This is a genomic window from Cupriavidus sp. HY129 (assembly GCF_059492215.1).
In genome coordinates, this window is sequence record NZ_CP083254.1 from 1,265,341 (window position 1) to 1,289,493 (window position 24,153).

Sequence of the window (24,153 nt, forward strand, 5' to 3'; positions counted from 1 at the left end):
GGAAGCCGCGCTCGCTTTACTTGAGACGGCGGTTTGGGCTAGGATCGACCATCGGGCGCGCCCCTCACGAAACCAGCCTGAATACCATCAGGCACGGCAATACGCAAAGCAGCGGAGACACCATCATGAAAGTCAGCGATATCCTGCAACTCAAGGGCAACACGCTCTTTACCGTCACGCCGGATACGCCACTGATGCAGGCCGTCCAGGCGATGGCCGAGCACGACATTGGCTCGCTGGTGGTGATGGAATACGGCGATCTCGTCGGGATGCTGACCTTCCGCGAGATCATCGAGACAATGGCCGCCAACAACGGCACGCTGGGCACCCACAGCATCCGCAAGCTCATGGACGACGCGCCGCTGACCTGCACCCCCGAGACCGATGTCAACGAAGTGCGCCGCATGATGCTGGAGCGCCACACCCGTTACCTGCCAGTACTCGACAATCGCACACTGATGGGCGTGATCTCGTTCTACGACGTAGCCAAATCCGTGGTGGAAGAGCAGAGCTTCGAGAACAAGATGCTCAAGGCCTATATCCGCGATTGGCCCGAAGAGAAGGAAGAGCGCGCCGGCTGATCCCCTCGGCAGTCCTGGCGCCCCTTGCAGGTATGATGGCGGCGGCCTGATGCCCCGGCGGGTAACCGGGGTCAATAAGAAACGCTGCTCATGAGCCAACAAAGCCAGTTTCGCCTGCTTGGCGCGCGCCGGTTTGCGCCGTTCTTCTGGACGCAGTTCCTTGGGGCGATGAACGACAACGTCTTCAAGGTCGCTTTCACGTCCCTGGTTACCTACCATGCCACGTTGTTCGAGGGTGTCGACCCCCACAGCGCGGCATTCCTGATTTCGGCGATCTTCATCGCGCCGTTCGTGCTGTTCTCCGCCACGAGTGGCCAGATTGCCGACAAGATCGAAAAATCGAAGCTGATCCGGCTGGTCAAGTCGCTGGAGATCGCGATCATGCTGGTCGGGCTGGCCGGCTTCTACCTGCACAGCGCCACACTGCTGTACCTCGGCACGTTCCTGATGGGGCTGCATTCGACCCTGTTCGGCCCGGTCAAATTCGCCTATCTGCCGCAGCATCTGGACCAGACCGAACTGGTCGGCGGCAACGGTCTGGTGGAAATGGGCACGTTCGTGGCCATTCTGTTCGGCACGCTGCTTGGCGGCGAGATGGCCGGCATCGCGCGCGGCGATGGCACCGTGATCGGTCCGCTGTACGTCGGTATCGCCTGTGTGGCTATCGCCGTGGCGGGGCGGGCGGTGTCGCAGGGCGTCCCCCTGTCGCCCGCTCCGCAGCCGGACCTCCGCATCAACTGGAACCCGTTCACCGAGACCTGGCGCAACCTCATGCTCGCGCGCGAGCGTCGCGTGGTGTTCCTGAGCCTGCTCGGCATTTCGTGGCTCTGGTTCCTCGGGGCGACATTCCTGACCTCGTTCTTCAGCTTCGCCAAGGACGTGCTGGGCGGCGATCAGAACGTGGTGACGCTGCTGCTGGCCGTATTCTCGATCGGGATCGGCACCGGGTCGCTGCTGTGCGAGCGGCTGTCCGGGCGTCACGTGGAGATTGGCCTGGTGCCGTTTGGCTCGATCGGCATGACGGTGTTCGCCGTCGATCTGTACCTGGCGTCGAACGGGCTCGCCGCCGGCGCCTCGCTGAACGGTATCCCCGGCTTCCTGGCTCAGCCGGGTACCTGGCGTGTGCTGGTGGATCTGTTCGGCGTGGCGATGTTCGGCGGCTTCTACAGCGTGCCGCTCTATGCGCTGATCCAGAGCCGGTCCGCGCCCACGCACCGCGCGCGGATCATCGCGGCCAACAACATCCTGAACAGCTTCTTCATGATCGGCGCCTCGCTGCTGGGCGTGTACATGACCCAGGCCGGCTACACCATTCCGCAACTGTTCCTGGTGGTGGGGCTGCTCAACGCCGTGGTGGCGATCTACATCTACACGCTAGTGCCGGAGTTTCTGCTGCGTTTCATCGCCTGGGTGCTGGTGCATACGATTTACCGCCTGCGCCGCATCAACGCCGAACGCATCCCGGAGGAGGGGGCGGCGGTGCTGGTCTGCAACCATGTCAGCTTTGCCGATGCGGTGGTGCTGATGGCGGCCAGCCCCCGGCCGGTGCGCTTCGTGATGGACCACAACATCTTCAAGGTGCCGTTGCTGTCGTGGTTCTTCCGGCAGGCCAAGGCGATTCCGATCGCACCCGCGCATGAAAACCCGGAGATGCTGGCGCGCGCCTACGACACCGTGGCGGCCGCGCTGGCCGATGGCGACCTCGTCTGCATCTTCCCCGAAGGCAAGATCACAGCCACTGGCGACGTCAATCCGTTCAAGAGCGGTGTGCGCCAGATCATTGAGCGAACGCCGGTGCCGGTGGTGCCAATGGCGTTGCGCGGGCTCTGGGGCAGCTTCTTCTCGCGCAAGGGCGCGCCGGCGATGACCCGTCCGTTCCGGCGCGGCATCCTGAGCAAGCTGGAACTGGTGGTTGGTGAGCCGGTGCCGCCCGAAGCGGCCACGCCGGAAAGTCTTCAACAAATGGTGCTCGCGCTGCGCGGCGACTGGAAATAGCCATGATCACGCTCTTCACGTTCGGCCCGTCGTTCGGCCTGCCCGATGCGAGCCCGTTCGTCATGAAGGCCGAGTTGCTGCTGAAGATGGCTGGCCTGCCGTACCAGACCGCGCGCGGCAACCTGCGGCGCGCGCCCAAGGGCAAGTTGCCGTACCTGGACGACATGGGCCGGATCGTCGCGGACTCGACGCTGATCCGCTGGCATATCGAGAAGACGTACCACGTCGATTTCGACGAAGGACTGAGCCCGGCCGAGCGGGGCACCGCCTGGGCCGTGGAAAAGCTCATGGAGGACAACCTCTATTGGGCGGTGGCGCGTGTGCGCTGGCTGGAGCGTGACAACTTCGAGCGCGGTCCGGCGCAGTTCTTCAACGTCGTGCCGGGGCCGTTGCGAGGCCTGGTCAAGGTGCTGGTACGCCGCAAGGTGCGGCAGATGCTCTGGGCGCAGGGCCTTGGCCGGCATAGCGAGCAGGACATGACGGCGATGGCGGTGCAGGGCATCAAGGCGATCACCGACATCCTTGGTGACAAGCCCTACCTGATGGGAAACAACCCATGCGGCGCGGACGCCACGCTGTTCGCATTCGCGGCCAGCCTGCTGTCCCCGGTATTCGAGACGCCGATTCGCGCCGCGGCCGAGTCACATCCGAACCTGATTGCCTATATGGCCCGGATGCGGGCCCGGTACTACCCCGATTTCCAGGGTAGCGGGGTCTTCGCGCCAGCCTCCGCCGCCACGGCAGGCCGGCCCGAGGCGGCTTTCGGGCAGCAATAGCCCTGCAAAATAGCCGTACAATGTAGGCCGTCCCCAATTCCTGTGCGGTTTCGATCATGTCTGGCAATACTCTCGGCCTGCTTTTCACAGTTACCACGTTCGGCGAATCGCACGGGCCGGCCATCGGCGCGGTAGTGGATGGCTGCCCGCCGGGGATGTCGCTGACCGAAGCCGATATCCAGATCGATCTGGACCGCCGCAAGCCCGGCACGTCGCGCCACGTGACGCAGCGCCAGGAAGCGGACCAGGTGGAGATCCTGTCCGGCGTATTCGAAGGCAAGACCACGGGCACGCCAATCTGCCTGCTGATCCGCAACACCGACCAGCGCAGCAAGGACTACGGCAACATCGTCGAGACGTTCCGCCCCGGCCATGCCGACTACACCTACTGGCACAAGTACGGTATCCGCGACTATCGCGGTGGTGGCCGCTCGTCGGCGCGCCTGACCGCGCCCGTGGTGGCCGCCGCGGCAATCGCTAAGAAATGGCTGAATGAGCAGTACGGCACCGAGATTCGTGGCTACATGTCGCAGCTCGGTGAGGTCGAAGTGCCGTTCTCCGACTGGAAATACGTGCCGGAGAACCCGTTCTTCGCCGCGAACGCCGATATCGTTCCCGAATTGGAAACCTACATGGATGCGTTGCGCCGCGATGGCGACTCCGTCGGCGCGCGTATCGAAGTGGTGGCCAGCCATGTGCCGGTGGGTCTGGGCGAGCCGCTGTTCGACAAGCTCGACGCCGATATCGCGCATGCAATGATGGGCATCAACGCGGTCAAGGGCGTCGAGATCGGCGCTGGCTTCGACAGCGTGTCCCAGCGCGGCACCGTGCATGGCGACGAACTGACGCCGGAGGGGTTCCGCACGAATAACTCGGGTGGCGTGCTCGGCGGGATTTCCACGGGACAGGACATCAAGGTATCGCTGGCGATCAAGCCGACGTCGAGCATCCGTACCGCACGTGAGTCGATCGACAAGGCTGGCAGCCCGGCCAGCGTGGAAACGTTCGGCCGCCACGACCCGTGCGTCGGCATCCGCGCCACACCGATCGCCGAAGCCATGCTCGCGCTGGTGCTGATGGACCACGCATTGCGGCATCGCGCCCAATGCGGTGACGTCCGCGTCGACACCCCGCGCATCCCGGCGCAAGCACCGGGCAAATCCTGAGCACCCGCGTTTCCGGGTCGATCGACCCGGGGACCTATTTCCGTTTCGGACTCTTCTATCTCGGCTATTACGGCTACGTCGGCGTGATATCGCCGTACGTCAGCCTGTTTTTCGCCGACCGGGGCTATTCGCCGGTGCAAATCGGCGTGCTGATGGCCTGTTTCCAGCTATCCCGCATCGTGGGCCCGTATCTGTGGGGCTGGCTCTCGGACGTGATGCACACACGCGTGAAGCTGTTGCGGCTGGCCGCGGTCACGGCATTGCTGGCGTTCCTGACCGTGCCCGGTATCCAGAGCTACGGCGGCATGATGGCGATGATGATCGGGCTCAACCTGATCACGAGCGCCATGTCGCCGCTGGGCGACGCGCTGACGATCTCGACGCTGCGCCGCCACGGTGCGTTCGACCATCGCTATGGGCGTGTGCGGATGTTCGGCTCGATCGGCTTTATCGCCGCGGTGCTGACGGGCGGCGCGCTGTTTGAGCGCTTCGGCATGCCGGCGTTTCCGTGGCTGGCCAGCACGATGCTGGCGCTGTTCGCGCTGGTGGTCTTCGGCATGCGCGACGCGCCCGACGAGGGCCCGCGCGCGACACCCCCACCGGCGCTGCCGCTGCTGCTGCGGCCCGATGTGGCCTGGTTCCTGGCATCGGCCTTCCTGATGATGTTCGCTCACGCGGCGCTTTACGTCTTCTACTCGCTCTATCTGGAACAGCTTGGCTACAGCAAGTTCGCGATTGGCGTGATGTGGACCATCGGCGTGGTGGCCGAGATCGTGTTCTTCTTCTATCAGGGCAAGCTGTTCGGCGCGCTGGCGCTGCGCACAATTCTGGCTGGCACATTCGTGCTGGCCGCGCTGCGTTTCGGCCTGACCGGCTACTTCGCGCAGTACGCCTGGCTGATGGCGCTAGTGCAGATCCTGCACGCAGCCACCTTTGGCGCGCACCACAGTGCCAGCCTCAAGCGCCTGCAGCGCTGGTTCGCTGGCCCGTTGCAGGGTCGGGGGCAGGCGCTGTACACCGGGATTTCCTATGGCGTCGGCGGCACGCTCGGCGGTCTGGCGATGGGCTGGACGTGGAAGACGCTCGCGCCGATGCACACGTTCGGGCTGGCGGCGCTGGCGGCGCTGATTGGCGCGGGATGCGCCGCGATGAGTTTTCGTGGGGAGGCCGAACGGGCCTGAGATTGTCGATCTGACGGATGTCCGGCACTACACGCACCCCTCTCCGGTCTCTACACCGCGCGCGGAATAGGGGTGCAAACCATCAGTTCTCCAGCAACCCTGCCACGCGTTCCGCGATCGCCAGCGACGATGTCAGCCCGGGCGACTCGATGCCGAACAGGTTCACCAGCCCCGGCACGCCATGCGTCAGAGGCCCGTCGATCCGGAAATCGGCCGCAACTTCCGTCGGGCCGCTGATCTTCGGCCGGATGCCGGCATAACCCGGCTGCAGCGCGCCGTCGGTCAGGCCGGGCCAGTAGCGGCGGACTTCGTCGTAGAAGCTGTCTGCATCGTGCGGCGGCACGCTGTATTCGATCTCGTCGATCCAGCGCACGTTGGGGCCGAAGCGTGCCTGCCCCCCCATGTCTAGCGTCAGATGCACGCCCAACCCGGCTGCTTCGGGCACCGGATAGATCAGCCGCGAGAACGGGGCGCGGCCGGCGAGCGTGAAATAGCAGCCCTTGGCGTAGTACTGCGGCGGGATATGTTCGGGCGGAATGCCGTCGATGCGGCGTGCCAGATCCGGCGCGGTCAGCCCCGCCGAATTGACGACCGTGCGGGCGAGCAGCACGGTCGATCCATCATCGCTACCGACCTCGAGCCGGATGCCGTCCGGCGTCACCGCGCCCGACAGCACCGGCGACTGCACGGCCAGCATCGCGCCGGCCCGCTCGGCATCGCCAAGCAGCGCGGTCATCAGGCCGTGGCTGTCGATGATGCCGGTGGAAGGTGAGAGCAGGGCGGCTTCGCATTCGAGCTGGGGTTCCATCGCCCGCGCTTCGTCGCGCGTCAGCAGTTGCATGTCATGCACGCCGTTGGCGGCGGCCTTGGCGCGGATGCCTTCCAGCGTGGCCACCTGGGCGGTGCTGGTGGCCACGATCAGCTTGCCGCAGCGCTGATGGGCGACATGGTGGCTGGCGCAGTAGTCGTAGAGCATCGCCTTGCCGCGCACGCACAGTTCGGCCTTGAGCGACCCCGCGGGATAGTAGATGCCGGCGTGGATCACCTCGCTGTTGCGCGCGCTCGTAATCGTGCCGAACGCGTTCTCGGCCTCGAGAATGATGACCTCGCGGCCCTGCAACGCCAGCGCGCGCGCAACGGCCAGACCGACCACGCCAGCGCCGATCACGACGCAATCTACTTGTTCCATCTCTCTGCTCCTTGTTGCTCTGATATCTGTTGTTCAGTCGAGGCCCATCCGCGCAGCGGCGGCGGACAGGTGGGCGGTGGCCGCCGCGCGGGCCGCCGAGGGGTCGCCGGCCGCGATGGCCTCGACCAGGGCTGCATGCTCTGCGTCGGCAGCGCGTGGTGTGCCATGCAATGCGCCGAGGCGGGCGCTGTTCTCCCAGGCGTGCTGGCGCGCCACGAGCAATTGCTGGCTGACGAAATCCGTTAGCCCGGTAAAGCAGGGGTTGTGGGCGGCTTGGGCAATTGCGTGGTGGAACGCAATGTCGGCGGCGGCCGCGCTCGGGAAGTCTGTGGCGTGGGTCTTCATCGTGGCCAGTGCGGCACGGATCGCGACCAGATCGGCATCGGTGCGGCGCGCGGCCGCCATTTCGGCGCATGCGGTTTCCACTACGCGTCGTAATTCGAATAGCTGAACCAGCGTCGGGCCGCCGTCCGGGGCGCTGGCTACGCGCCAGACTTGCCCGCCCGGTGTCTCGGAGACATAGGCGCCGGACCCCTTGCGGGTGACCAGTATCCCGTCGGCCTTCAGCAGGGCGATGGCTTCGCGCACGATCGGCCGGCTTACATCGAACGTCTCCGCCAGCGTGGCCTCGGCCGGCAACCGGGCGCCAGCGGCAAAGCGTCCGGCGGCGATATCGTCGCGCAGCGCCTGGGCGATGCGGCTGGCAAGGGAGGCGGGGCGGGAGAGACGATTCATTGGAATTGATATGTCAGGCTGTCAGACAGCTTTGCGCAAGTGGCTGATTCTGCAGCGATGATTGAGCCGCGTCAAGCGTCAAGCTGCCCGTGCGCTACAGGTGGCCGATGATCGCCCGCTAACTGAGGTGTGCTGTCTGCCGGGGCGCGTGCGCTCGGAAGGGTCAAGGTTTCGTCACATTGGCCGATAGCAGCCTTCAAGGGCCGGGAGTCCATCGGTTTGGCACGGCCGCCTTTCATACATGCATCGCGCCGCATTTCCGCTCGTCCGGTCCCGGCGCATCTCATGGAGCCGCGTTCACACCATGATTCTGCTATCTCCCCAGGACCTGCCAGTGGGGCAGCCATTACCCTGGTCGCTGCTCGACGAGCAGGGCAACCTGATGCTCGACAGCGGCAGCATCATTCCCGACGCCCGCGACCTGGCCCTGGTCTTCCGCCACGGACAGGTCTGCCGGCCAGATGACATACCCGAAGCCGGCAACGAACCCGAGGTGCAAACCGCTTCGCGCCTCTCCGCTGGCCCGCTCGGCTTGCAGGTTGGCACGCTGCTGCACGTGAAGACGCCAGGCGAGAAGTCGCGCGCCGCCGCCAGCCGCCTGATCGGGTTTGTCGATCAGGGATTGTTCATCACGTGGCCAACACTCGGGGGGCGGGACCTGATGCTGCAGGCCGGCGAGCCCTTGCTGCTACGCGGCTTCTCGGGCCAGGCCATCCACAGCTTCACCTCGACGATCACGGCGGTCTGCCGCAGCCCGTTCCGGTATCTGGTGCTGTCGGCGCCGGCGCAGACCGAGCAGATGCCCGTGCGGCGTGCGGCGCGTGTGCCTACGCGATTGGCGGCGTATCTGACCGAAGGCGCGGACGAGGATGGTCAGCCGTCCAATGCCGGCATGGATGATCGTATGAGCCAAGGGATGGCGCGGCTGGGCGTGCTGTCCGATCTCAGCACCGGCGGGGCACTTGTGCAGACATCCTCCCTGGCCCCTGCCGTGGGTCAGAAGGTGCGTCTGCGCTTTCGTCTGAAGACGGCTTCGCTCGATGCCGAAGTGATCATCGACGGCACGGTGCGCAGCGCGGCTTCGCAGGACGATGACGAATTCCCGGCCTTCGGCGTGGCATTCGATGCGCTGGGGGAGCGCGAGTTGACGCTGCTGCAATGCTTCATCTACGAGCAGTTGCTGGCCACCACCTGCATGCCGGTTTGACGCGGTTCTGAATCGAGACGCGCTGCAATGCACGCGCGTACTTTGGCTAGTGAACCCTGCAGCCGCCGGTGCATGGCACGATGGATGGCGACGTGGCGGTAGCCGTCGCCGTGCCATCCGCGTCATCGGCCGAGACTGTGGGCTGGTGTCGGCGCATTGCCGTCACTGGTGGGCGTCGACATCCCGCCTGGACCCGACCTGGCCTTGAACAGGCCTTGAACAAGCGGGCGCGGCGTAGTACCAACGACTTCGATATGGCAGCCCGTGGCATGGGCACAAGGCACATCAGGTGCCGTCGGCCTCCATGCATTCTTGAGCGTGGGGTTCGACTTCAGGTAGTCGGCGTTGTTAAGGCGGCACCGTGGAATCGACCGCCGAACAAACCATAACGCTGTCCGGGCGCCGCTCGACAGTGCGGCCTGTTAGCGGATCGCGAATCGAGTCTGTACCAAACTGCCATCGTTAACGCTCGATTGTCGAGCATCAATTCACGCACGTTTTCGCAAGCGTAGCGTGATGGACGACTTGGGTTTCCCCAACAGAGGTCGTCAAACATGAAAAGCAAATGGTCCCTGCGCGTCGTCACGGCAATCGTGGCGATTGGCATCGTTGTCTTCCTCGCGCTTACCGCTCCCACCACCTGGAGATTGCTGCACGCGTCACGTGACCTGCCTGACGCATCTCCCCCCGACTTGAAAAACGGACGTGTCATGTTCGTCGCTGGCGACTGCGCGACATGCCACGCGTCGGTAGGCAAGGGCGACGATACGCTGCTCGGCGGCGGACGTTCGCTCGAGACCGCGTTCGGCACGTTCCACATGCCGAATATCTCGTCGCATCCGAACGACGGTATCGGCCAATGGAAGCTGGAGCAGTTCATCATGGCCATGCGGGAGGGGGTCATCCCTGGCAAGGGCAATGCCTATCCGGCCTTCCCCTATACGTCGTACCAACGCATGACGGCCAATGACCTGCGCGACCTGTTCGCCTACATGCAGTCGCTGCAGCCGGTGGCCGGCACGATACCCGATCACGAACTCAGATTCCCGTTTTCGATGCGGCGCGGCGTCGGCCTGTGGCGGCTGGCTTTCCTCGATGGCAAACCGTTGCCGGAGGTTGCGGCGGACAAGAGTGAACTCTGGCGGCGCGGCAGGTATCTGGTGGAAGGCGTGGGCCATTGCGTGGAATGCCACTCTCCGCGCAACGTGGCGGGTGCCGTGCCATTCTCGAAACGTTTCTCCGGGGGTCCCAATCCCGAAGGCACTGGATACATCCCAAATATCACGCCCGATGAGACGGGCATCGGGTACTGGTCCGTGCACGATATCGCGCGCTATCTTGAAGACGGTGTCGGCCCGATCGGCATGAAGGCTGGCGGCGACATGAAAGAGGTCATCGAGAACACCGCGCGGCTTTCGCACGAGGATCGACTGGCGATGGCCGAGTACCTGAAGTCTGTGCCGGCCGTCGAAGCACCGAACGCTGGTGCGCCGAAGCCGAACCGCACGGCAGAGGTGATCATGCTCCCGGCTGCCCATGCGGCGGCGGGGCCCTCGAAACTGGCTGCGCTGTTGGCATCGCCCGATGTGATCGGCAAGAGCGATGCGCTCTACGTCGTTTCTCCCGCGCCGTTCACGCTGGAGGCGAGCGGCACGGCCGAGGATGGCAAGCTGCTTGGCGCCACAAAGGTTGCCGTCCTGTCGAGAGACGGGGGCCGGATGCGGGTACGCGTCGACGGCTGGCAACTCGATGGCTCGGACAGCGCGGTCTACGCGCTCCAGGGGCAACGGATCCTGCAGGCCGTGCTGTCGCCCGAGGCGATTGCCAGGGTGAAGCGTTTGTCGTCGATCGAGGACGAGCATACGGGCCAGCAGTGGCATCAGGTCAGTCTGGAGGTATGGATCGCTCAGAAGGGATTGTCGGCGGATCTCGCACAACTCTGGCATCACAGCGATGAAACGTATCGCGCGTCTTGCGCCACGTGCCACGCACTGCCGCACAGCGAGGATTTCCTCGCGAACCAATGGATCGGGACGCTCGGCGCCATGAAGCGCTACACGTCGCTGGACGATGCCGAGTACCGGTTGCTGCTGTCGTGGCTGCAGTATCACTCGAAGGACGTCGGTACGTCGTCGAAGGGTAGCCATCCATGACGAGTGCCACGGAAGAGAGCGGAATCCCGGACGTGACGGTGACGCTGGTGCTCGAATGGATTGCGGGCTTGCTGGTGGCGCCACCGACCGGGAACCAGATCGCGCGATTGCGCTCGCCGGAGGGTTGCGCGGTTCTCGGCGCCATTGCGGCGGAATGGTCGAGTCATGCCGCCATGCTCCAGATTCGCAGGGCGCTGGACCCTTGCAAGCCAGCGGACACCGTGGCTGCGGATTTGTCCGTCAGCTACACGCGGTTGTTCGAAGGCGTTTGCGGCAATCCTGCCGTATCACTTTATGAGAGTACCTATGCAGTTGCCGACTGCGAGGTGCCGGTGCAGCCGAGGCTGTACGGCCGCGCCGCAGGCGAGATGGATGCGCTGCTGCGGCAATTCAGGATGGGCCTCGGCGCCACGCGCGAAGCCTCTGACCATATATCGATCGAACTCGCGCTCCTTGCGGCGCTGTTGCGCAAGGGTCACCTCACCGGCGAGGGTTTGATGCGGGCGCGGCTGGCAGGCTGGATGCCGGCATTGATCGACGAATGTATCGCGCTGGACCCGGACGGTTTCTATGGCGGGCTGGCGCGGCTGCTGGGCAATCTGAATCTGCTGGAGGCGCCGGGGCCCGATGGTCAGCCCCACCTCGTCTCCGTGATCGATGGACAAGACGGGAGTCACCATGTCGAATGAATTTGGGAAGTCGGACACGAACATGTCTCGCCGGCGCTTTATCCAGGGCGCGCTGGCCGCGGGTGCGTTAGGTTCCACTGGGGCCACGCTACTGGCGTCGGGTGCGCGGGCGGCGACGGCGGGCAGTCGCGAGGTCCTGACTGGATCGCACTGGGGGGCGTTCTACATGCGTGTGGACGATGGCCGGGTAACGGGCGTCCGGCCGTGGGAGAAGGACCCGAAGCCATCGCATCAACTGCCCGGTGTGCTGGACTCGATGTACTCACCGACGCGCATCCGCCATCCGATGGTGCGCCGGGCCTGGCTTGAACGGGGGCCCGGCGCCGATCCCGAAGGGCGCGGCAAGGGCGATTTCGTTCGGGTCAGTTGGGAGAAGGCGCTCGATCTCGTGGCTGCGGAGCTGGTGCGTGTGCGAAAGAAACACGGCCCGACCTCGATCTTCGGTGGCTCCTATGGCTGGAAGAGTCCCGGCAAACTGCACAATTGCCAGACGTTGCTGGCACGCGCGCTGACCGTCAACGGCGGATTCGTCAGTCGCAGCGGGGACTACTCGACCGGCGCGGCACAGGTGATCCTGCCTTACGTGGTGGGATCGATCGACGTCTACGAGCAACCTACCGCGTGGCCGGTGCTGGCCGAGCATACGGAACTGATGGTCTTCTGGGCGGCCGATCCGATGGTCACGAACCAGATCGGCTGGCAGGTGCCTGACCATGGCGCCTATCCTGGCATGGAAGCATTGAAGAGCAAGGGCGTAAAGGTGATCTGCATTGATCCGGTGCGAACGGACACCTGTCGCTATTTCGATGCCGAATGGCTGGCGCCGCGCCCGCATACCGATGTCGCGATGATGCTCGGGATCGCGCATACGCTGTACACGGAAAAGCTGCACGATGCGAAGTTCCTGGCCCGCTATACCACCGGCTTCGATCGATTCGTTCCCTATCTGACGGGGGAGTCCGATGGCGTGGCCAAGAATGCGGAGTGGGCGGCGAGCATCTGCGAGATACCTGCGGAGACGATCCGCGATCTCGCGCGTCGATTCGCTTCGAAGCGCACGATGCTGGCGGCAGGGTGGTCCATTCAGCGCCAGCATCATGGCGAGCAGTCACACTGGATGCTGGTGACGCTGGCGTCGATGCTGGGGCAGATCGGATTGCCCGGTGGGGGCTATGGCTTCACCTATCACTATGCCAATGGCGGCAGCCCCACGGCTACCGGGCCAGTGCTGCCGGGTATCGTCGGCGGTGCGAAGCCGCCGCCGGGATCGGAGTGGCTCGAAGCGGGCGGGACGGAGACGATACCGGTCTCGCGCATCGTCGAGATGCTCGAGAATCCCGGCAAGCCGTACGACTTCAACGGCAAGCGCTCGAAGTACCCTGACATCCGGTTGGCCTACTGGGTCGGTGGCAATCCGTTCATGCATCATCAGGATCGCAACCGGATGATCAAGGCGTGGCGCAAGCTCGATACGTTCATCGTGCAGGACTTCCAGTGGACAGCCACCGCGCGTCATGCGGACATCGTGCTTCCGTGCACGACGAGCTACGAGCGCAATGACATCGAAGGTATTGGCGACTACTCGATGAGCCACATCCTGGCGATGCGCAAGGTGGTGGCCCCATTGTTCGAAGCGCGCGACGACTACGACATTTTCGCGGCGATCTGCGAGCGGATGGGTACCGGCAAGGCGTTCACCGAGGGGCGCGACGACATGGCCTGGATTCGAACGTTCTACGAAGCGGCGCGCGTTCAGGCACGCGGTAAGCGCATGGAAATTCCGGTGTTCGAGGTGTTCTGGAACAGCAACAAGCCGCTGGCGTTCCCGATCGGCGAGGAGGCGAAGGGTTACATCCGGCACAAGGAGTTCCGCGATGACCCGCTGCTCAACGCGCTCGGCACGCCCTCGGGACGGATCGAGATCTACTCGTCGAACATCGCACGCATGAAATACGACGATTGCCCGCCTCATCCCACCTGGATGGAGCCGCTGGAACGGCTGGGTGGACCCACGACCAGGTATCCGTTGCACGTCGACAGCAGCCACCCCAGAAGTCGCCTGCATTCGCAGTTGTGCGGCACGGTGCTGCGCGGGAGCTATGCCATCAAGGGACGCGAGCCGTGCCTGATGCATCCGGAAGATGCCAAGACCCGTGGGATTGCCGATGGCGACATCGTACGTGTGTTCAATGATCGCGGGCAGATGCTGGTAGGCGTCAGGCTAACTGATGACATACGCCGTGGCGTTATCCGCGTGTGCGAAGGCGGGTGGTACGACCCTGCAGAGCCAGGCAAGCCCGGGACGCTGTGCCGATATGGCGACGTCAACAACCTGACGACTGGCATCGGTACCTCGAAGCTGGCGCAAGGCAATTGCGGACACACGGCCATGGCCGACGTCGAGAAGTACCGGGGACCGGCACCTGCCGTCGAGGTGTTCAAGGCGCCGCGTGGGGGTGACGCCTGAGTCGCGGTTCGCCCAAAAGAAGGTTCGCCCAATAGAAAACGCCGGCCAATGGCCGGCGTTTTCCTTGCCGTGCAATGCCGCCTGATCTTGTCTCGGGCGGCAGGCGTCTTACATGCCCACGTAGTTCGGGCCGCCGCCACCTTCCGGCGTGACCCACACGATGTTCTGCGTCGGGTCCTTGATGTCGCAAGTCTTGCAGTGCACGCAGTTCTGCGCGTTGATCTGCAGGCGCTCCTTGCCGTCATCGTTCTGCACGAACTCGTACACGCCAGCCGGGCAGTAGCGCGACTCGGGGCCGGCGTACTTTTCCCAGTTGATGTTCACCGGCACGCTCGCGTCCTTGAGCGTCAGGTGCGCGGGCTGGTTTTCTTCGTGGTTCGTGTTGCTGATGAACACCGACGACAGACGATCGAACGTGAGCTTGCCGTCCGGCTTCGGATAGACGATCTTCTCGCACTCGGCGGCCGGCTTCAGGTACACGTGGTCCGGCTTTTCGCGGTGGAGGGTCCAGGGCGGGTTGCGGATGCCAAGCTTCGGCAGCAGCCATTGCTCGATACCGGTCATCAGCGTGGCGGTGGTGCGGCCCTTCTTGAACCACTGCTTGAAGTTCTTCGCTTGCAGCAGTTCCTTGTGGAGCCAGCTCGATTCGAACGCGGCGGGGTAGGCGGTCAGTTCGTCGTGCTGACGGCCGCCCTGCAGCGCGTCGTAGGCGGCCTCGGCGGCCAGCATGCCAGTCTTGATCGCAGCGTGGCTGCCCTTGATACGCGAGGCGTTCAGGTAGCCGGCGTCGCAACCCACCAGTGCGCCACCCGGGAACACGGTCTTCGGCAGCGACAGCAGGCCGCCGGCGGTGATCGCGCGGGCGCCATAGCCGATACGCTTGCCGCCTTCAAAGTAAGCGCGGATTTCCGGGTGCGTCTTGAAGCGCTGGAATTCCTCGAACGGCGACAGCCACGGGTTCGTGTAGTCCAGGCCAACCACGAAGCCCACTGCGACCTTGTTGTCCTCCATGTGATAGAGGAACGAGCCGCCGTAAGTTGCGGGGTCGAGCGGCCAGCCGGCCGTGTGCACCACCAGACCGGGCTTATGCTTGGCCGGATCGATTTCCCACAGTTCTTTCAGGCCGATGCCGTAGCTTTGCGGGTCCTTGCCGGCGTCGAGCTTGTACTTGGCGATGATCTGCTTGCCCAGGTGGCCACGCGCGCCCTCGGCGAAGATCGTGTACTTGGCGTGGAGCTCCATGCCGAGCTGGAAGTTCTCGGTGGGCTCGCCTTCCTTGCTGATACCCATGTTGCCCGTGGCCACGCCCTTGACCGAGCCGTCCTCGTTGTACAGGACTTCGGCGGCCGGGAAGCCCGGGAAAATTTCTACGCCCAGCGCCTCGGCTTGCTGGCCCATCCAGCGAACGAAGTTCGACAGGCTGACGATGTAGTTGCCGTGGTTGTGGAAGCACTCTGGCAGCAGCGCCGGCGGGGTGCCCTTGGAGCCGGATTCGTTCAGGAACAGGAACTTGTCTTCCGTTACCGGCTGGTTCAGCGGCGCGCCGAGTTCCTTCCAGTTCGGGATCAGTTCAGTAAGCGCGCGCGGATCCATGATCGCGCCGGACAGGATGTGAGCGCCAGGCTCCGAGCCTTTCTCCAGCACACAGACATTGACGTCGCCGCCTTTTTCTTGCGCCAGTTGCTTCAGGCGAATAGCCGTGGCGAGGCCTGCAGGTCCGCCGCCAACGATGACGACGTCGTACTCCATGGCTTCTCGCGGGCCGAACTGCTCGACGAGCTGTTGCTGATCCATTGTCTCTTACCCTCTGTTTCTTCTGGGCGGCAATACTGCCGCATGGGTCGCAGTCCGTCGTGCGGGTGCTGCGGTTTGTGGGAATGCGGTGATCGGGCTCCAAGAAACTGGCAGGGATTTGCGGGGCTTTGCGAAGTCTCCCGCATTTCCCCCTTTCGCTTTGGGGACCAAGTTCTTAGAATCTCCGGCATTGTCCGGGACTCGACACCCTCAGGCAAGATATTTTTTTGAACGACCGTTCTTTTTTTTGGTAAGCTGCGGCCGCCAGCCTATGTAACGTCGGCGCCGCACGTCCGGCTGGGCCGGGCGCCCCCCAAACACCGAGGTAACTATGGGTCTGTCGATTAATCTGGAAGGCAAGGTCGCGCTGGTGACCGGCGCGTCAAGCGGCCTGGGCACGCGTTTTTCCAATGTTCTGGCGGCCGCCGGGGCCAAGGTGGTACTGGCTTCGCGCCGAGTGGAACGGCTCAAGGAGCTACGTGCCTCGATTGAGGCAGACGGCGGCAGCGCGCACGTGGTGCAGCTCGACGTGACCGATCCGGACAGTATCCGGGCGGCCGTGGCGCACGCCGAAACCGAGGCTGGCGCGATCGACATCCTGGTCAACAATTCGGGCGTTTCCACCACGCAGAAGTTGACCGACGTAACCGCTGACGACTTCGATTTCGTCTTCGATACCAATACGCGTGGCGCGTTCTTTGTCGCCCAGGAAGTGGCCAAGCGCATGATCGCGCGGGCCAAGGGCGCCGAAAAACTGGGCAATCCGCTGCCCCAGGCGCGAATCGTCAATATTGCGTCTGTGGCCGGTCTCAAGGTACTGTCGCAGATCGGTGTCTACTGCATGAGCAAGGCAGCCGTGGTCCATATGACCAAGGCGATGGCGCTGGAATGGGCGCGGCACGGTATCAATACCAACGCGATCTGCCCAGGCTATATCGACACCGAGATCAACCACCACCACTGGGACACCGACGCGGGGCAGAAGCTGATCCAGATGCTGCCGCGCAAGCGCCTGGGCCAACCCGAAGACCTCGATGGCCTGTTGCTGCTGCTGGCGTCCGATGCCTCGCGCTTTATCAATGGTGCGGTGGTCACGGCCGACGATGGCATGGTCTGATCCTCCCGGATTGGACCGAGAAGAATAAATAACCAAATAAGAATCACCCCGGGGCGTTAACAGAACGAAGCGAAGCGGTTCTGGGCAGGGAAGGTGGCGCGGCGAGACCATGGCGCCCGTACCACGGTGCCAGAATCGTTTTGTTAGCGCCTCGGGACCGGACCGGAGGCCGGGGAGGATGGAGCAAGACAATCAGGCACGGCGCGACGCCGTGCCGCAGCATGTCGTCGATTCGGTGATCATTCCCGAAGCCGCCGACGAAGCGCGGGACAGCGAATTCCGGGTTTCACCGCGTATCGAGGACTGGATCGGCGTGATCGTGATGGGGCTGTTGGTAATCATCACGTTCGCTAACGTGGTGGTCCGCTACTTCACCGACGAATCGTTTGCCTGGACCGAGGAGTTCTCGGTCTTCCTGATGATCGTGCTGGCGCTGGTGGCCGGCAGCGCCGCCGTGGCGCGCGATCGCAATATCCGTATCGAATTCTTCTTCGAGCGTGGCAGTGCCGCGCGGCAGAAGCGGCTGGCTATCGTTTCGGCGCTGGCCGTCGCGGTCATGTTCCTGGCCCTCGCCGTGCTGGGTGTGCGGATCACGTGGGACGAGTACACGTTCGGTGAGACATCGCCGGGCATCGGCGTGCCGAGCTGGTGGTACTCGGTCTGGCTGCCTGTTCTGTCGATGGCGATAACGCTGCGGGCGCTGGCTCTGGCCCTGCGCAATGTCCGGGCGCTGCGTGCCCTGATGAACGATGGGGAGCGTGCGCAATGACGCTGATCGCCATCATTCTGTTCGCGGTTTTCATTGGCCTGATGCTGCTGGGCGTGCCAATTGGCGTGTCGCTGGGGCTGGGCGGTCTGATCGCCATCGGCCTGTCGAACCTCGATACGCAGATGTTCGGCCTGCTGGCCGTGCCGCAGAACTTCTATGCCGGTCTTGCCAAGTACCCGCTGCTGGCCATTCCAATGTTCGTGCTGGTCGGTTCGATCTTCGACCGTTCCGGCGTGGCGCAGCGACTGGTCACGTTCGCCATCGCGATCGTGGGCCGTGGTCCGGGCATGTTGCCGCTGGTGGCTATTCTGGTGGCGATGTTCCTGGGTGGCATCTCGGGCTCTGGTCCCGCGAACGCGGCAGCGGTAGGGGGCGTGATGATCGCGGCGATGTCGCGTGCGGGCTATCCGGGCTCCTACAGCGCCGCGGTGGTTGGCGCGGCGGCGGCTACGGACATCCTGATTCCGCCGTCAGTGGCGTTCATTATCTACAGCGTGCTGGTGCCGGGCGCATCGGTGCCCGCGCTGTTTGCCGCCGGCATGATCCCGGGCATCCTGGCCGGTGTGGCGTTGATCGTTCCGGCCGTCTGGCTGGCGCGCAAGCACAACATGGGGCATATCGAGGCCGGCTTGCCGCGCCCGCCGTTCTGGAAGAGCCTGCGCGAGGCCGCATGGGGCCTGGTGGCGCCGTTCCTGATCCTGGGTGGCATGCGCGCGGGCTGGTTCACGCCAACCGAGGCCGCCGTCGTGGCCGTGGTCTACGGGCTGTTCGTCGGCATGGTGATCTATCGCAGCATCGGCGTGCGCGACCTGTTCACGATTTTCCAGGAGGCGGCCGAGACATCGGCGGTGATCCTGCTGGTCGTGGCGCTAGCCGGCATCTTCGCCTATGCGCTGTCCACGCTCGGCGTGATCGACCCGCTGGCCAATGCCATTGCGCATTCGGGACTGGGCGAGTACGGCGTGCTGGCGCTGATCGTGCTGCTGCTGATGACCGTCGGCATGTTCCTGGACGGCATCTCGATCTTCCTGATCTTCGTGCCGCTGCTGCTGCCCATCGCCACCGCGTTCCACTGGAATCCGGTATGGTTTGGCGTGGTGCTTACGCTCAAGGTGGCGCTGGGTCAGTTCACCCCGCCGCTGGCCGTCAACCTGATGGTGTCGTGCCGCATCGCGCGCGTGCGCATGGAAGAGACCGTGCCATGGGTGATCTGGATGCTGCTGGCGATGTTCGTCGCCATGCTGATGGTGCTGGCCTATCCGCCGCTGGCCACCTGGCTGCCCGACTACCTGGGCTATTGATATGAACGAGAAAACGAAAAGAGGAGATTCCCGGATGAAACGCCGTGCCCTGATGCTGTCCGTTGCCGCTTCGATCGCCGCCGCCGCGCTTGCGCCGGCCGGTGCGATGGCGCAGACCTACAAGTCCGAATACAAGATGTCGCTGGTGCTCGGCCCCGCATTCCCGTGGGGCAAGGGCGGCGAGATCTGGGCAGACATGGTGCGTCAGCGCACCAATGGCCGCATCAACATCAAGCTGTATCCGGGCACCTCGCTGGTGGCTGGTGACCAGACGCGCGAGTTCTCGGCGATTCGCCAGGGTGTGATCGACATGGCCGTGGGCTCCACCATCAACTGGTCCCCGCAGGTCAAGGAACTGAACCTGTTCTCGCTGCCGTTCCTGATGCCCGACTACAAGGCGCTGGACTCGTTGACCCAGGGCGATGTGGGCAAGTCGATCTTCGCCACGCTGGAGAAGGCGGGCGTGGTGCCGCTGGCCTGGGGCGAGAACGGTTTCCGTGAAGTCTCGAACTCGAAGCACGAGATCCGCAAGCCGGAGGACCTCAAGGGTCTGAAGCTGCGTGTGGTGGGCTCGCCGTTGTACATCGAGACGTTCAACGCGCTGGGCGCCAACCCCACGCAGATGAGCTGGGCCGATGCGCAGCCGGCCATGGCCTCCGGCGCCGTGGATGGCCAGGAGAACCCGCAGAGCGTGTTCGCGGCTGCCAAGCTCTACACGGTGGGCCAGAAGTTCGTGACGACCTGGGGCTACGTGGCCGACCCGCTGATCTTCGTGGTCAACAAGCAGATCTGGGAAAGCTGGACGCCGGCTGACCGCGAGATCGTCAAGCAGGCCGCCATCGACGCCGGCAAGCAGGAAATTGCGCTGGCCCGCAAGGGGCTGAACGAGGCGGGCGCACCGGCATGGAAAGACATGGAGCAGCACGGCGTGAAGGTGACCAGCCTGACGCCGGCCGAGCATGATGCCTTCCGCAAGGCCACCGCCAAGGTCTACGACAAGTGGAAGAAGCAGATTGGCGCCGATCTGGTGACCAAGGCCGAAGCGTCCATCGCCAATCGCCGATGAAACACGTCTTCACCTTCGTGATGCCGATGCGGTGGGGTGACATGGACGCCATGGGTCATGTCAACAACACCGTCTACTTCCGCTACATGGAACAGGCGCGGCTCGAGTGGTTCGCCTCGCTGGGCCGTAGCGGCAAGGACGCCAGCGGCCATGGGCCGGTCATCATCAACGCCAGCATGACGTTCCTGAAGCAGCTTCGTCACCCCGGCGACATCGAATGCCGCGTGTACGCAGGCAAGCTCGGTCGCACGAGTTTCGAAACGTGGACGGAGATTATCCGGACCGATCTGCCTGACGTGATCTGGGCGGAAGGTGGCGCGAAGGTGGTGTGGTGCGACTACACGGCGGAGAAGTCGGTCCCGGTTCCGGACGAAATCCGTCGCCTGATCGAGGCGTAGGCTTCAAGTCCGCAATCGGCAGGTCCTCTCTCCCGTCTTGCGGGAGAGAGGGCGCATCCTCAGTGATTGACAAGGCGTTGGACCAGATCCACCGCCGTATGCGCTCCATATTTCTTCATCAGACGTGCCCGGTAGATGTCCACCGTGCGCGGGCTGATCGCCAGCAGCTTGCCGATCTGCTTGCTGGTCTTGCCCTCGACCAGCTGCGCGGCAATATCGCGCTCCCGCGCGGTCAGCTCGGCTGTTACGGGCCGCTTCTGGGATAGATCCTCGAACGTCCAGATGCCGCTGCCGAGTGGATCCTGCCGGTCCAGCGCGCGGCCGGTGACATGGCACCAGAACAGCTCCCCGTTGGCGCGCTTCATGATCCGCTCGTCCGAGTACATCCCCTTTGCATTCATGATCGGCACGATCCGCGCGCCGGTGCGCTCGAACTCGTCGGCAGTGGGGTAGAGCACCTGGAAGGACTCGCCGACCAGGGCGTCGCGCGTGGTGCCGAAGATCCGGCAAACCTCGTCATTGCAATCCTCGATCATGCGGGCGCGCGACAGCACCAGCCCGACGGGCGCAAGCTGAAAAGCGGTCTGGTAGTCGATGGACGGCATTATCCCTTATGTACTTTTACGTAATGGCGTTGGCGGTATGCGTTGACGTATGCTTTGGGGCGGCAACGGCGGGGCCTGACCGCTGATTGTACCGTTACAGATTCCGCATGTGGCCGGTTGGCCATGTGGCGGACCAAGAACGTCGTCGGAAGGCTTCGAACCATCCGCGCGGGACTACCGAGGAAGGAGCAAACAATGAACAAGGTCTACGCCAGCGCTGCTGAGGCGCTCGCGGGCGTCGTGCGCGACGGCCAGACGATCGCCGTGGGCGGTTTTGGTCTGTGCGGCATCCCCGAAGCGCTGATCGCGGCACTGCGCGATAGCGGCGCCAAGCAGCTTACCTGCATCTCCAACAATGCCGGCGTCGATGGTTTTGGCCTCGGCCTGCTGCTTGCCACGCGGCAGATCCGCAAGATGATCTCGTCCTACGTGGGCGAGAACAAGGAGTTCGAGCGCCAGTACCTGGCTGGCGAACTCGAACTCGAATTCACGCCGCAGGGCACGCTGGCCGAGAAGCTGCGCGCCGGCGGATCGGGCATCCCGGCATTCTTCACCAAGACCGGCGTGGGCACGATCGTCGCAGATGGCAAGGAAATCCGCGAGTTCGACGGCCAGCAATACGTGATGGAGCGTTCGCTGACGGCGGACGTGGCGCTGGTCAAGGCCAAGAAGGCTGACAAGGCAGGTAATCTGGTCTTCCGCCGCACCGCCCGCAACTTCAACCCGGTTTGCGCAATGGCCGGAAAGATCACGGTGGTCGAGGTGGAAGAGATCGTTGAAACCGGTGAGATCGATCCGGACGACGTCCACCTGCCGGGCATCTTCGTGCACCGCATCGTGCTGAACACGAACCCCGAAAAACGCATCGAACAGCGCACCGTGCGTGCCAAGTAAGGAGACAGATCATGGCATGGACACGTGATGAAATGGCCGCGCGCGCGGCCCGGGAACTGCAGGACGGTTTCTATGTGAATCTCGGTATCGGCCTGCCGACGCTGGTGGCCAACCACGTGCCGGAAGGCATGGAAGTGTGGCTGCAGTCGGAAAACGGCCTGCTGGGCATCGGTCCGTTCCCGACCGAGGAAGAAGTGGACGCCGACATGATCAACGCCGGCAAGCAGACGGTGACGACGCTGCCCGGTTCGTCGATCTTCTCGTCGGCCGATTCGTTTGCGATGATTCGCGGCGGCAAGATCAACCTGGCCATCCTGGGCGCCATGCAGGTCAGCCAGCGCGGCGACCTGGCCAACTGGATGATCCCGGGCAAGATGGTCAAGGGCATGGGCGGCGCGATGGACCTCGTGGCCGGCGTGGGTCGCGTGGTGGTGCTGATGGAACATACCGCCAAGAAGAAGGATGGCACCGAGGACATCAAGATCCTTGAGGCGTGCAATCTGCCGCTGACCGGCGTGGGTGTGGTGAATCGCATCATCACCGACCTGGCCGTGATGGACGTGACGCCGGAAGGCCTGAAGCTGGTGGAAACAGCTCCGGGCGTGAGCCGGGAGGAAGTGCAGGCGAAGACGGGCGCGAAGCTGATCTGAGCCGCTGATTTGGCCGCCTGGTACCGTGGCCAAAGCACAGTAGCCAGTAGGAAAAAGCCCCCGCCGGTTTATGCCGGCGGGGGCTTTTTTTGCCTGGTGAGGGTTTCCGTTCGCCGATCCTGGCTCGCCGAGCCTCAGGACTTCGCCTTGTTGTAGCTCGAGAAGACCGACGCCGCGCCATTGGCTTTCACCAGCAGCACGTCGAACGGGTCCTTGCGTGAACCATATTCCATGCCCGGAGATCCTGCCGGCATTCCCGGCACGGCCAATCCTGCGGCCTGCGGCTTGCTGGCCAGCAGCTTCTTGATGTCGGCTGCCGGCACATGGCCCTCGATACCGTAGCCGGCGATGACGCCGGTGTGGCACGAGCCGAAGCGGTCCGGAATCCCGTACTTGGTGCGATAGACGCCAGTGTCCTCGACATCGTGCGTGGTCACCGTAAAGCCGTTGGCGCGCAGATGCTTGACCCAGTCCTCGCAGCAGCCGCAAGTCGGGCTCTTGTAGACGTCAATGGCCAACAGCTTCGGCGACTGCGCCATGGCCAACACCGGCGCCAGCGTCAGCGAACTGGCGCCAAGGATGCGCAGGAAGTTACGTCGGTCTGCCATTTACTGCACTCCTCGTTCTCTTATTGGGCCACCCAGCCACCGTCCATGTTCCAGATCGCGCCGCGCACCTGACGCGCGGCTTCGCTCGACAGGAACACCGCCAGCGCGCCGAGTTCCTCGGGCGTGACGAACTGGCCGGAAGGCTGCTTCTCGATCACCAGTTCACGCTTGGCTTGCTCGACCGGAATCCCTTCCTTCTGGGCGCGGGCTTCCACCTGTTTCTGTACCAGTGGCGTCAGCACCCAGCCCGGGCAGATGGCGTTGGCCGTGACGCCGGTCTGCGCCGTTTCGAGCGCGGTGACCTTGGTGAAGCCGACGATGCCGTGTTTCGCGGCCACGTAGGCCGACTTTTCCGCCGATGCCACGAGACCGTGGGTCGAGGCGATATTGATGACCCGACCCCAGTTCTTCGCCTTCATCGAGGGCAGCGCCAGGCGGGTAGTGTGGAATGCGGAGGTGAGATTGATGGCGATGATCGCGTCCCAGCGATCGACCGGAAATTCCTCGATCTTTGCCACGAACTGGATGCCTGCGTTGTTGACCAGGATGTCCACACCGCCGAAGTCCTTCTCGGCATAGCGCATCATGTCCTCGATCTCGGCGGCCTTGCTCATGTCGGCGCCATGGTAGCCCACCTGAATGCCGCTGCCGGATTTGGCGATCTCCGCCTTTGCGCCGTCCACGTCACCGAATCCGTTGACGATGATATTGGCACCTTGCGCGGCCAGCGCCTGGGCGATGCCGAGTCCGATACCGCTGGTCGATCCAGTGACCAGTGCCGTCTTGCCTTTGAGCATGGATGCCTCCGTTGG

The 24,153-nt window shown here is 64.0% G+C and carries 22 protein-coding genes; 16 read left to right on the top strand and 6 right to left on the bottom strand.

The window, feature by feature from the left end; translation table 11 throughout:
- The first annotated feature begins 125 nt into the window (after positions 1-125).
- From K6G35_RS05840 to K6G35_RS05860, 5 genes are all read left to right on the top strand, one after another.
- Complete coding sequence (locus K6G35_RS05840) at positions 126-581, top strand: CBS domain-containing protein (protein ID WP_008650530.1); 456 nt, start codon at positions 126-128, stop codon at positions 579-581.
- 90 nt (positions 582-671) lie between these two features.
- Positions 672-2,576 carry an MFS transporter gene (locus K6G35_RS05845; protein ID WP_495676202.1) on the top strand — a complete coding sequence of 635 codons (1,905 nt, stop codon included), beginning with the start codon at positions 672-674 and terminating at the stop codon, positions 2,574-2,576.
- A gap of 2 nt (positions 2,577-2,578) precedes the next feature.
- A complete protein-coding gene (locus K6G35_RS05850) occupies positions 2,579-3,352 on the top strand; it encodes a glutathione S-transferase family protein (protein ID WP_008650528.1) in 774 nt (257 codons plus the stop codon).
- A gap of 56 nt (positions 3,353-3,408) precedes the next feature.
- Positions 3,409-4,518 (top strand): chorismate synthase, encoded by a 1,110-nt coding sequence (gene aroC, locus K6G35_RS05855; RefSeq protein ID WP_008650527.1) that lies wholly within the window; start codon positions 3,409-3,411, stop codon positions 4,516-4,518.
- An 83-nt stretch (positions 4,519-4,601) separates the two neighbouring features.
- Positions 4,602-5,699 (top strand): MFS transporter, encoded by a 1,098-nt coding sequence (locus K6G35_RS05860; RefSeq protein ID WP_035881861.1) that lies wholly within the window; start codon positions 4,602-4,604, stop codon positions 5,697-5,699.
- Between the two features lie 82 nt (positions 5,700-5,781).
- On the opposite strand, the gene K6G35_RS05865 is transcribed toward K6G35_RS05860, so the two are convergent.
- Positions 5,782-6,888, bottom strand: a complete 1,107-nt coding sequence (locus K6G35_RS05865; protein WP_186425282.1) for an NAD(P)/FAD-dependent oxidoreductase — start codon at positions 6,886-6,888, stop codon at positions 5,782-5,784.
- 33 nt (positions 6,889-6,921) lie between these two features.
- The gene (locus K6G35_RS05870) at positions 6,922-7,623 is read right to left on the bottom strand and encodes a FadR/GntR family transcriptional regulator (protein ID WP_017514319.1); all 702 of its coding nucleotides are present in this window, start codon (positions 7,621-7,623) and stop codon (positions 6,922-6,924) included.
- A 304-nt stretch (positions 7,624-7,927) separates the two neighbouring features.
- Here K6G35_RS05870 and K6G35_RS05875 point away from each other — a divergent pair, with 304 nt between their 5' ends.
- The 4 genes from K6G35_RS05875 (at position 7,928) to torA (ending at position 14,139) form a co-directional block, all read left to right on the top strand.
- Positions 7,928-8,830, top strand: a complete 903-nt coding sequence (locus K6G35_RS05875; protein WP_008650523.1) for a flagellar brake protein — start codon at positions 7,928-7,930, stop codon at positions 8,828-8,830.
- Between the two features lie 554 nt (positions 8,831-9,384).
- Positions 9,385-10,983 (top strand): c-type cytochrome, encoded by a 1,599-nt coding sequence (locus tag K6G35_RS05880; RefSeq protein ID WP_040011227.1) that lies wholly within the window; start codon positions 9,385-9,387, stop codon positions 10,981-10,983.
- Positions 10,980-11,672 (top strand): TorD/DmsD family molecular chaperone, encoded by a 693-nt coding sequence (locus K6G35_RS05885; protein WP_008650521.1) that lies wholly within the window; start codon positions 10,980-10,982, stop codon positions 11,670-11,672. Before K6G35_RS05880 ends, K6G35_RS05885 begins: the two co-directional genes overlap by 4 nt.
- Complete coding sequence (torA, locus tag K6G35_RS05890; RefSeq protein ID WP_495676203.1) at positions 11,662-14,139, top strand: trimethylamine-N-oxide reductase TorA; 2,478 nt, start codon at positions 11,662-11,664, stop codon at positions 14,137-14,139. Before K6G35_RS05885 ends, torA begins: the two co-directional genes overlap by 11 nt.
- A 108-nt stretch (positions 14,140-14,247) precedes the next feature.
- Here the strand turns inward: torA and K6G35_RS05895 are convergent, their stop codons facing one another.
- On the bottom strand, positions 14,248-15,933 hold the full coding sequence (locus K6G35_RS05895; RefSeq protein ID WP_008650519.1) for an electron transfer flavoprotein-ubiquinone oxidoreductase: 1,686 nt from the start codon (positions 15,931-15,933) through the stop codon (positions 14,248-14,250).
- Positions 15,934-16,264: 331 nt separating this feature from the next.
- On the opposite strand from K6G35_RS05895, the gene K6G35_RS05900 reads away from it, so the two are divergent.
- The 5 genes from K6G35_RS05900 to K6G35_RS05920 all read left to right on the top strand — a co-directional run bounded on the left by K6G35_RS05900 (position 16,265) and on the right by K6G35_RS05920 (position 20,584).
- A complete protein-coding gene (locus K6G35_RS05900; RefSeq protein ID WP_008650518.1) occupies positions 16,265-17,050 on the top strand; it encodes an SDR family oxidoreductase in 786 nt (261 codons plus the stop codon).
- Positions 17,051-17,228: 178 nt separating this feature from the next.
- Positions 17,229-17,819 (top strand): TRAP transporter small permease, encoded by a 591-nt coding sequence (locus K6G35_RS05905; protein ID WP_008650517.1) that lies wholly within the window; start codon positions 17,229-17,231, stop codon positions 17,817-17,819.
- A complete protein-coding gene (locus tag K6G35_RS05910) occupies positions 17,816-19,120 on the top strand; it encodes a TRAP transporter large permease (protein ID WP_008650516.1) in 1,305 nt (434 codons plus the stop codon). The genes K6G35_RS05905 and K6G35_RS05910 overlap by 4 nt, the downstream gene beginning before the upstream one ends.
- Positions 19,121-19,154: 34 nt before the next feature.
- A complete protein-coding gene (locus K6G35_RS05915; RefSeq protein WP_008650515.1) occupies positions 19,155-20,186 on the top strand; it encodes a DctP family TRAP transporter solute-binding subunit in 1,032 nt (343 codons plus the stop codon).
- Positions 20,183-20,584 carry an acyl-CoA thioesterase gene (locus K6G35_RS05920; RefSeq protein WP_035881870.1) on the top strand — a complete coding sequence of 134 codons (402 nt, stop codon included), beginning with the start codon at positions 20,183-20,185 and terminating at the stop codon, positions 20,582-20,584. Before K6G35_RS05915 ends, K6G35_RS05920 begins: the two co-directional genes overlap by 4 nt.
- Positions 20,585-20,643: 59 nt before the next feature.
- Here K6G35_RS05920 and K6G35_RS05925 read toward each other — a convergent pair whose 3' ends face one another.
- Positions 20,644-21,189, bottom strand: a complete 546-nt coding sequence (locus K6G35_RS05925) for a PAS and helix-turn-helix domain-containing protein (RefSeq protein ID WP_008650510.1) — start codon at positions 21,187-21,189, stop codon at positions 20,644-20,646.
- 195 nt (positions 21,190-21,384) lie between these two features.
- Here K6G35_RS05925 and K6G35_RS05930 point away from each other — a divergent pair, with 195 nt between their 5' ends.
- On the top strand, positions 21,385-22,083 hold the full coding sequence (locus K6G35_RS05930; RefSeq protein WP_008650509.1) for a CoA transferase subunit A: 699 nt from the start codon (positions 21,385-21,387) through the stop codon (positions 22,081-22,083).
- Positions 22,084-22,094: 11 nt separating this feature from the next.
- A complete protein-coding gene (locus K6G35_RS05935; RefSeq protein ID WP_008650507.1) occupies positions 22,095-22,733 on the top strand; it encodes a CoA transferase subunit B in 639 nt (212 codons plus the stop codon).
- A 134-nt stretch (positions 22,734-22,867) separates the two neighbouring features.
- Here the strand turns inward: K6G35_RS05935 and K6G35_RS05940 are convergent, their stop codons facing one another.
- Together K6G35_RS05940 and K6G35_RS05945 are read right to left on the bottom strand one after the other, a co-directional pair.
- The gene (locus K6G35_RS05940) at positions 22,868-23,341 is read right to left on the bottom strand and encodes a DUF411 domain-containing protein (RefSeq protein WP_008650506.1); all 474 of its coding nucleotides are present in this window, start codon (positions 23,339-23,341) and stop codon (positions 22,868-22,870) included.
- 20 nt (positions 23,342-23,361) lie between these two features.
- Entirely contained in the window at positions 23,362-24,138 is a 777-nt protein-coding gene (locus K6G35_RS05945) for a 3-hydroxybutyrate dehydrogenase (RefSeq protein WP_011515941.1), read from the bottom strand.
- Positions 24,139-24,153: the final 15 nt, after the last annotated feature.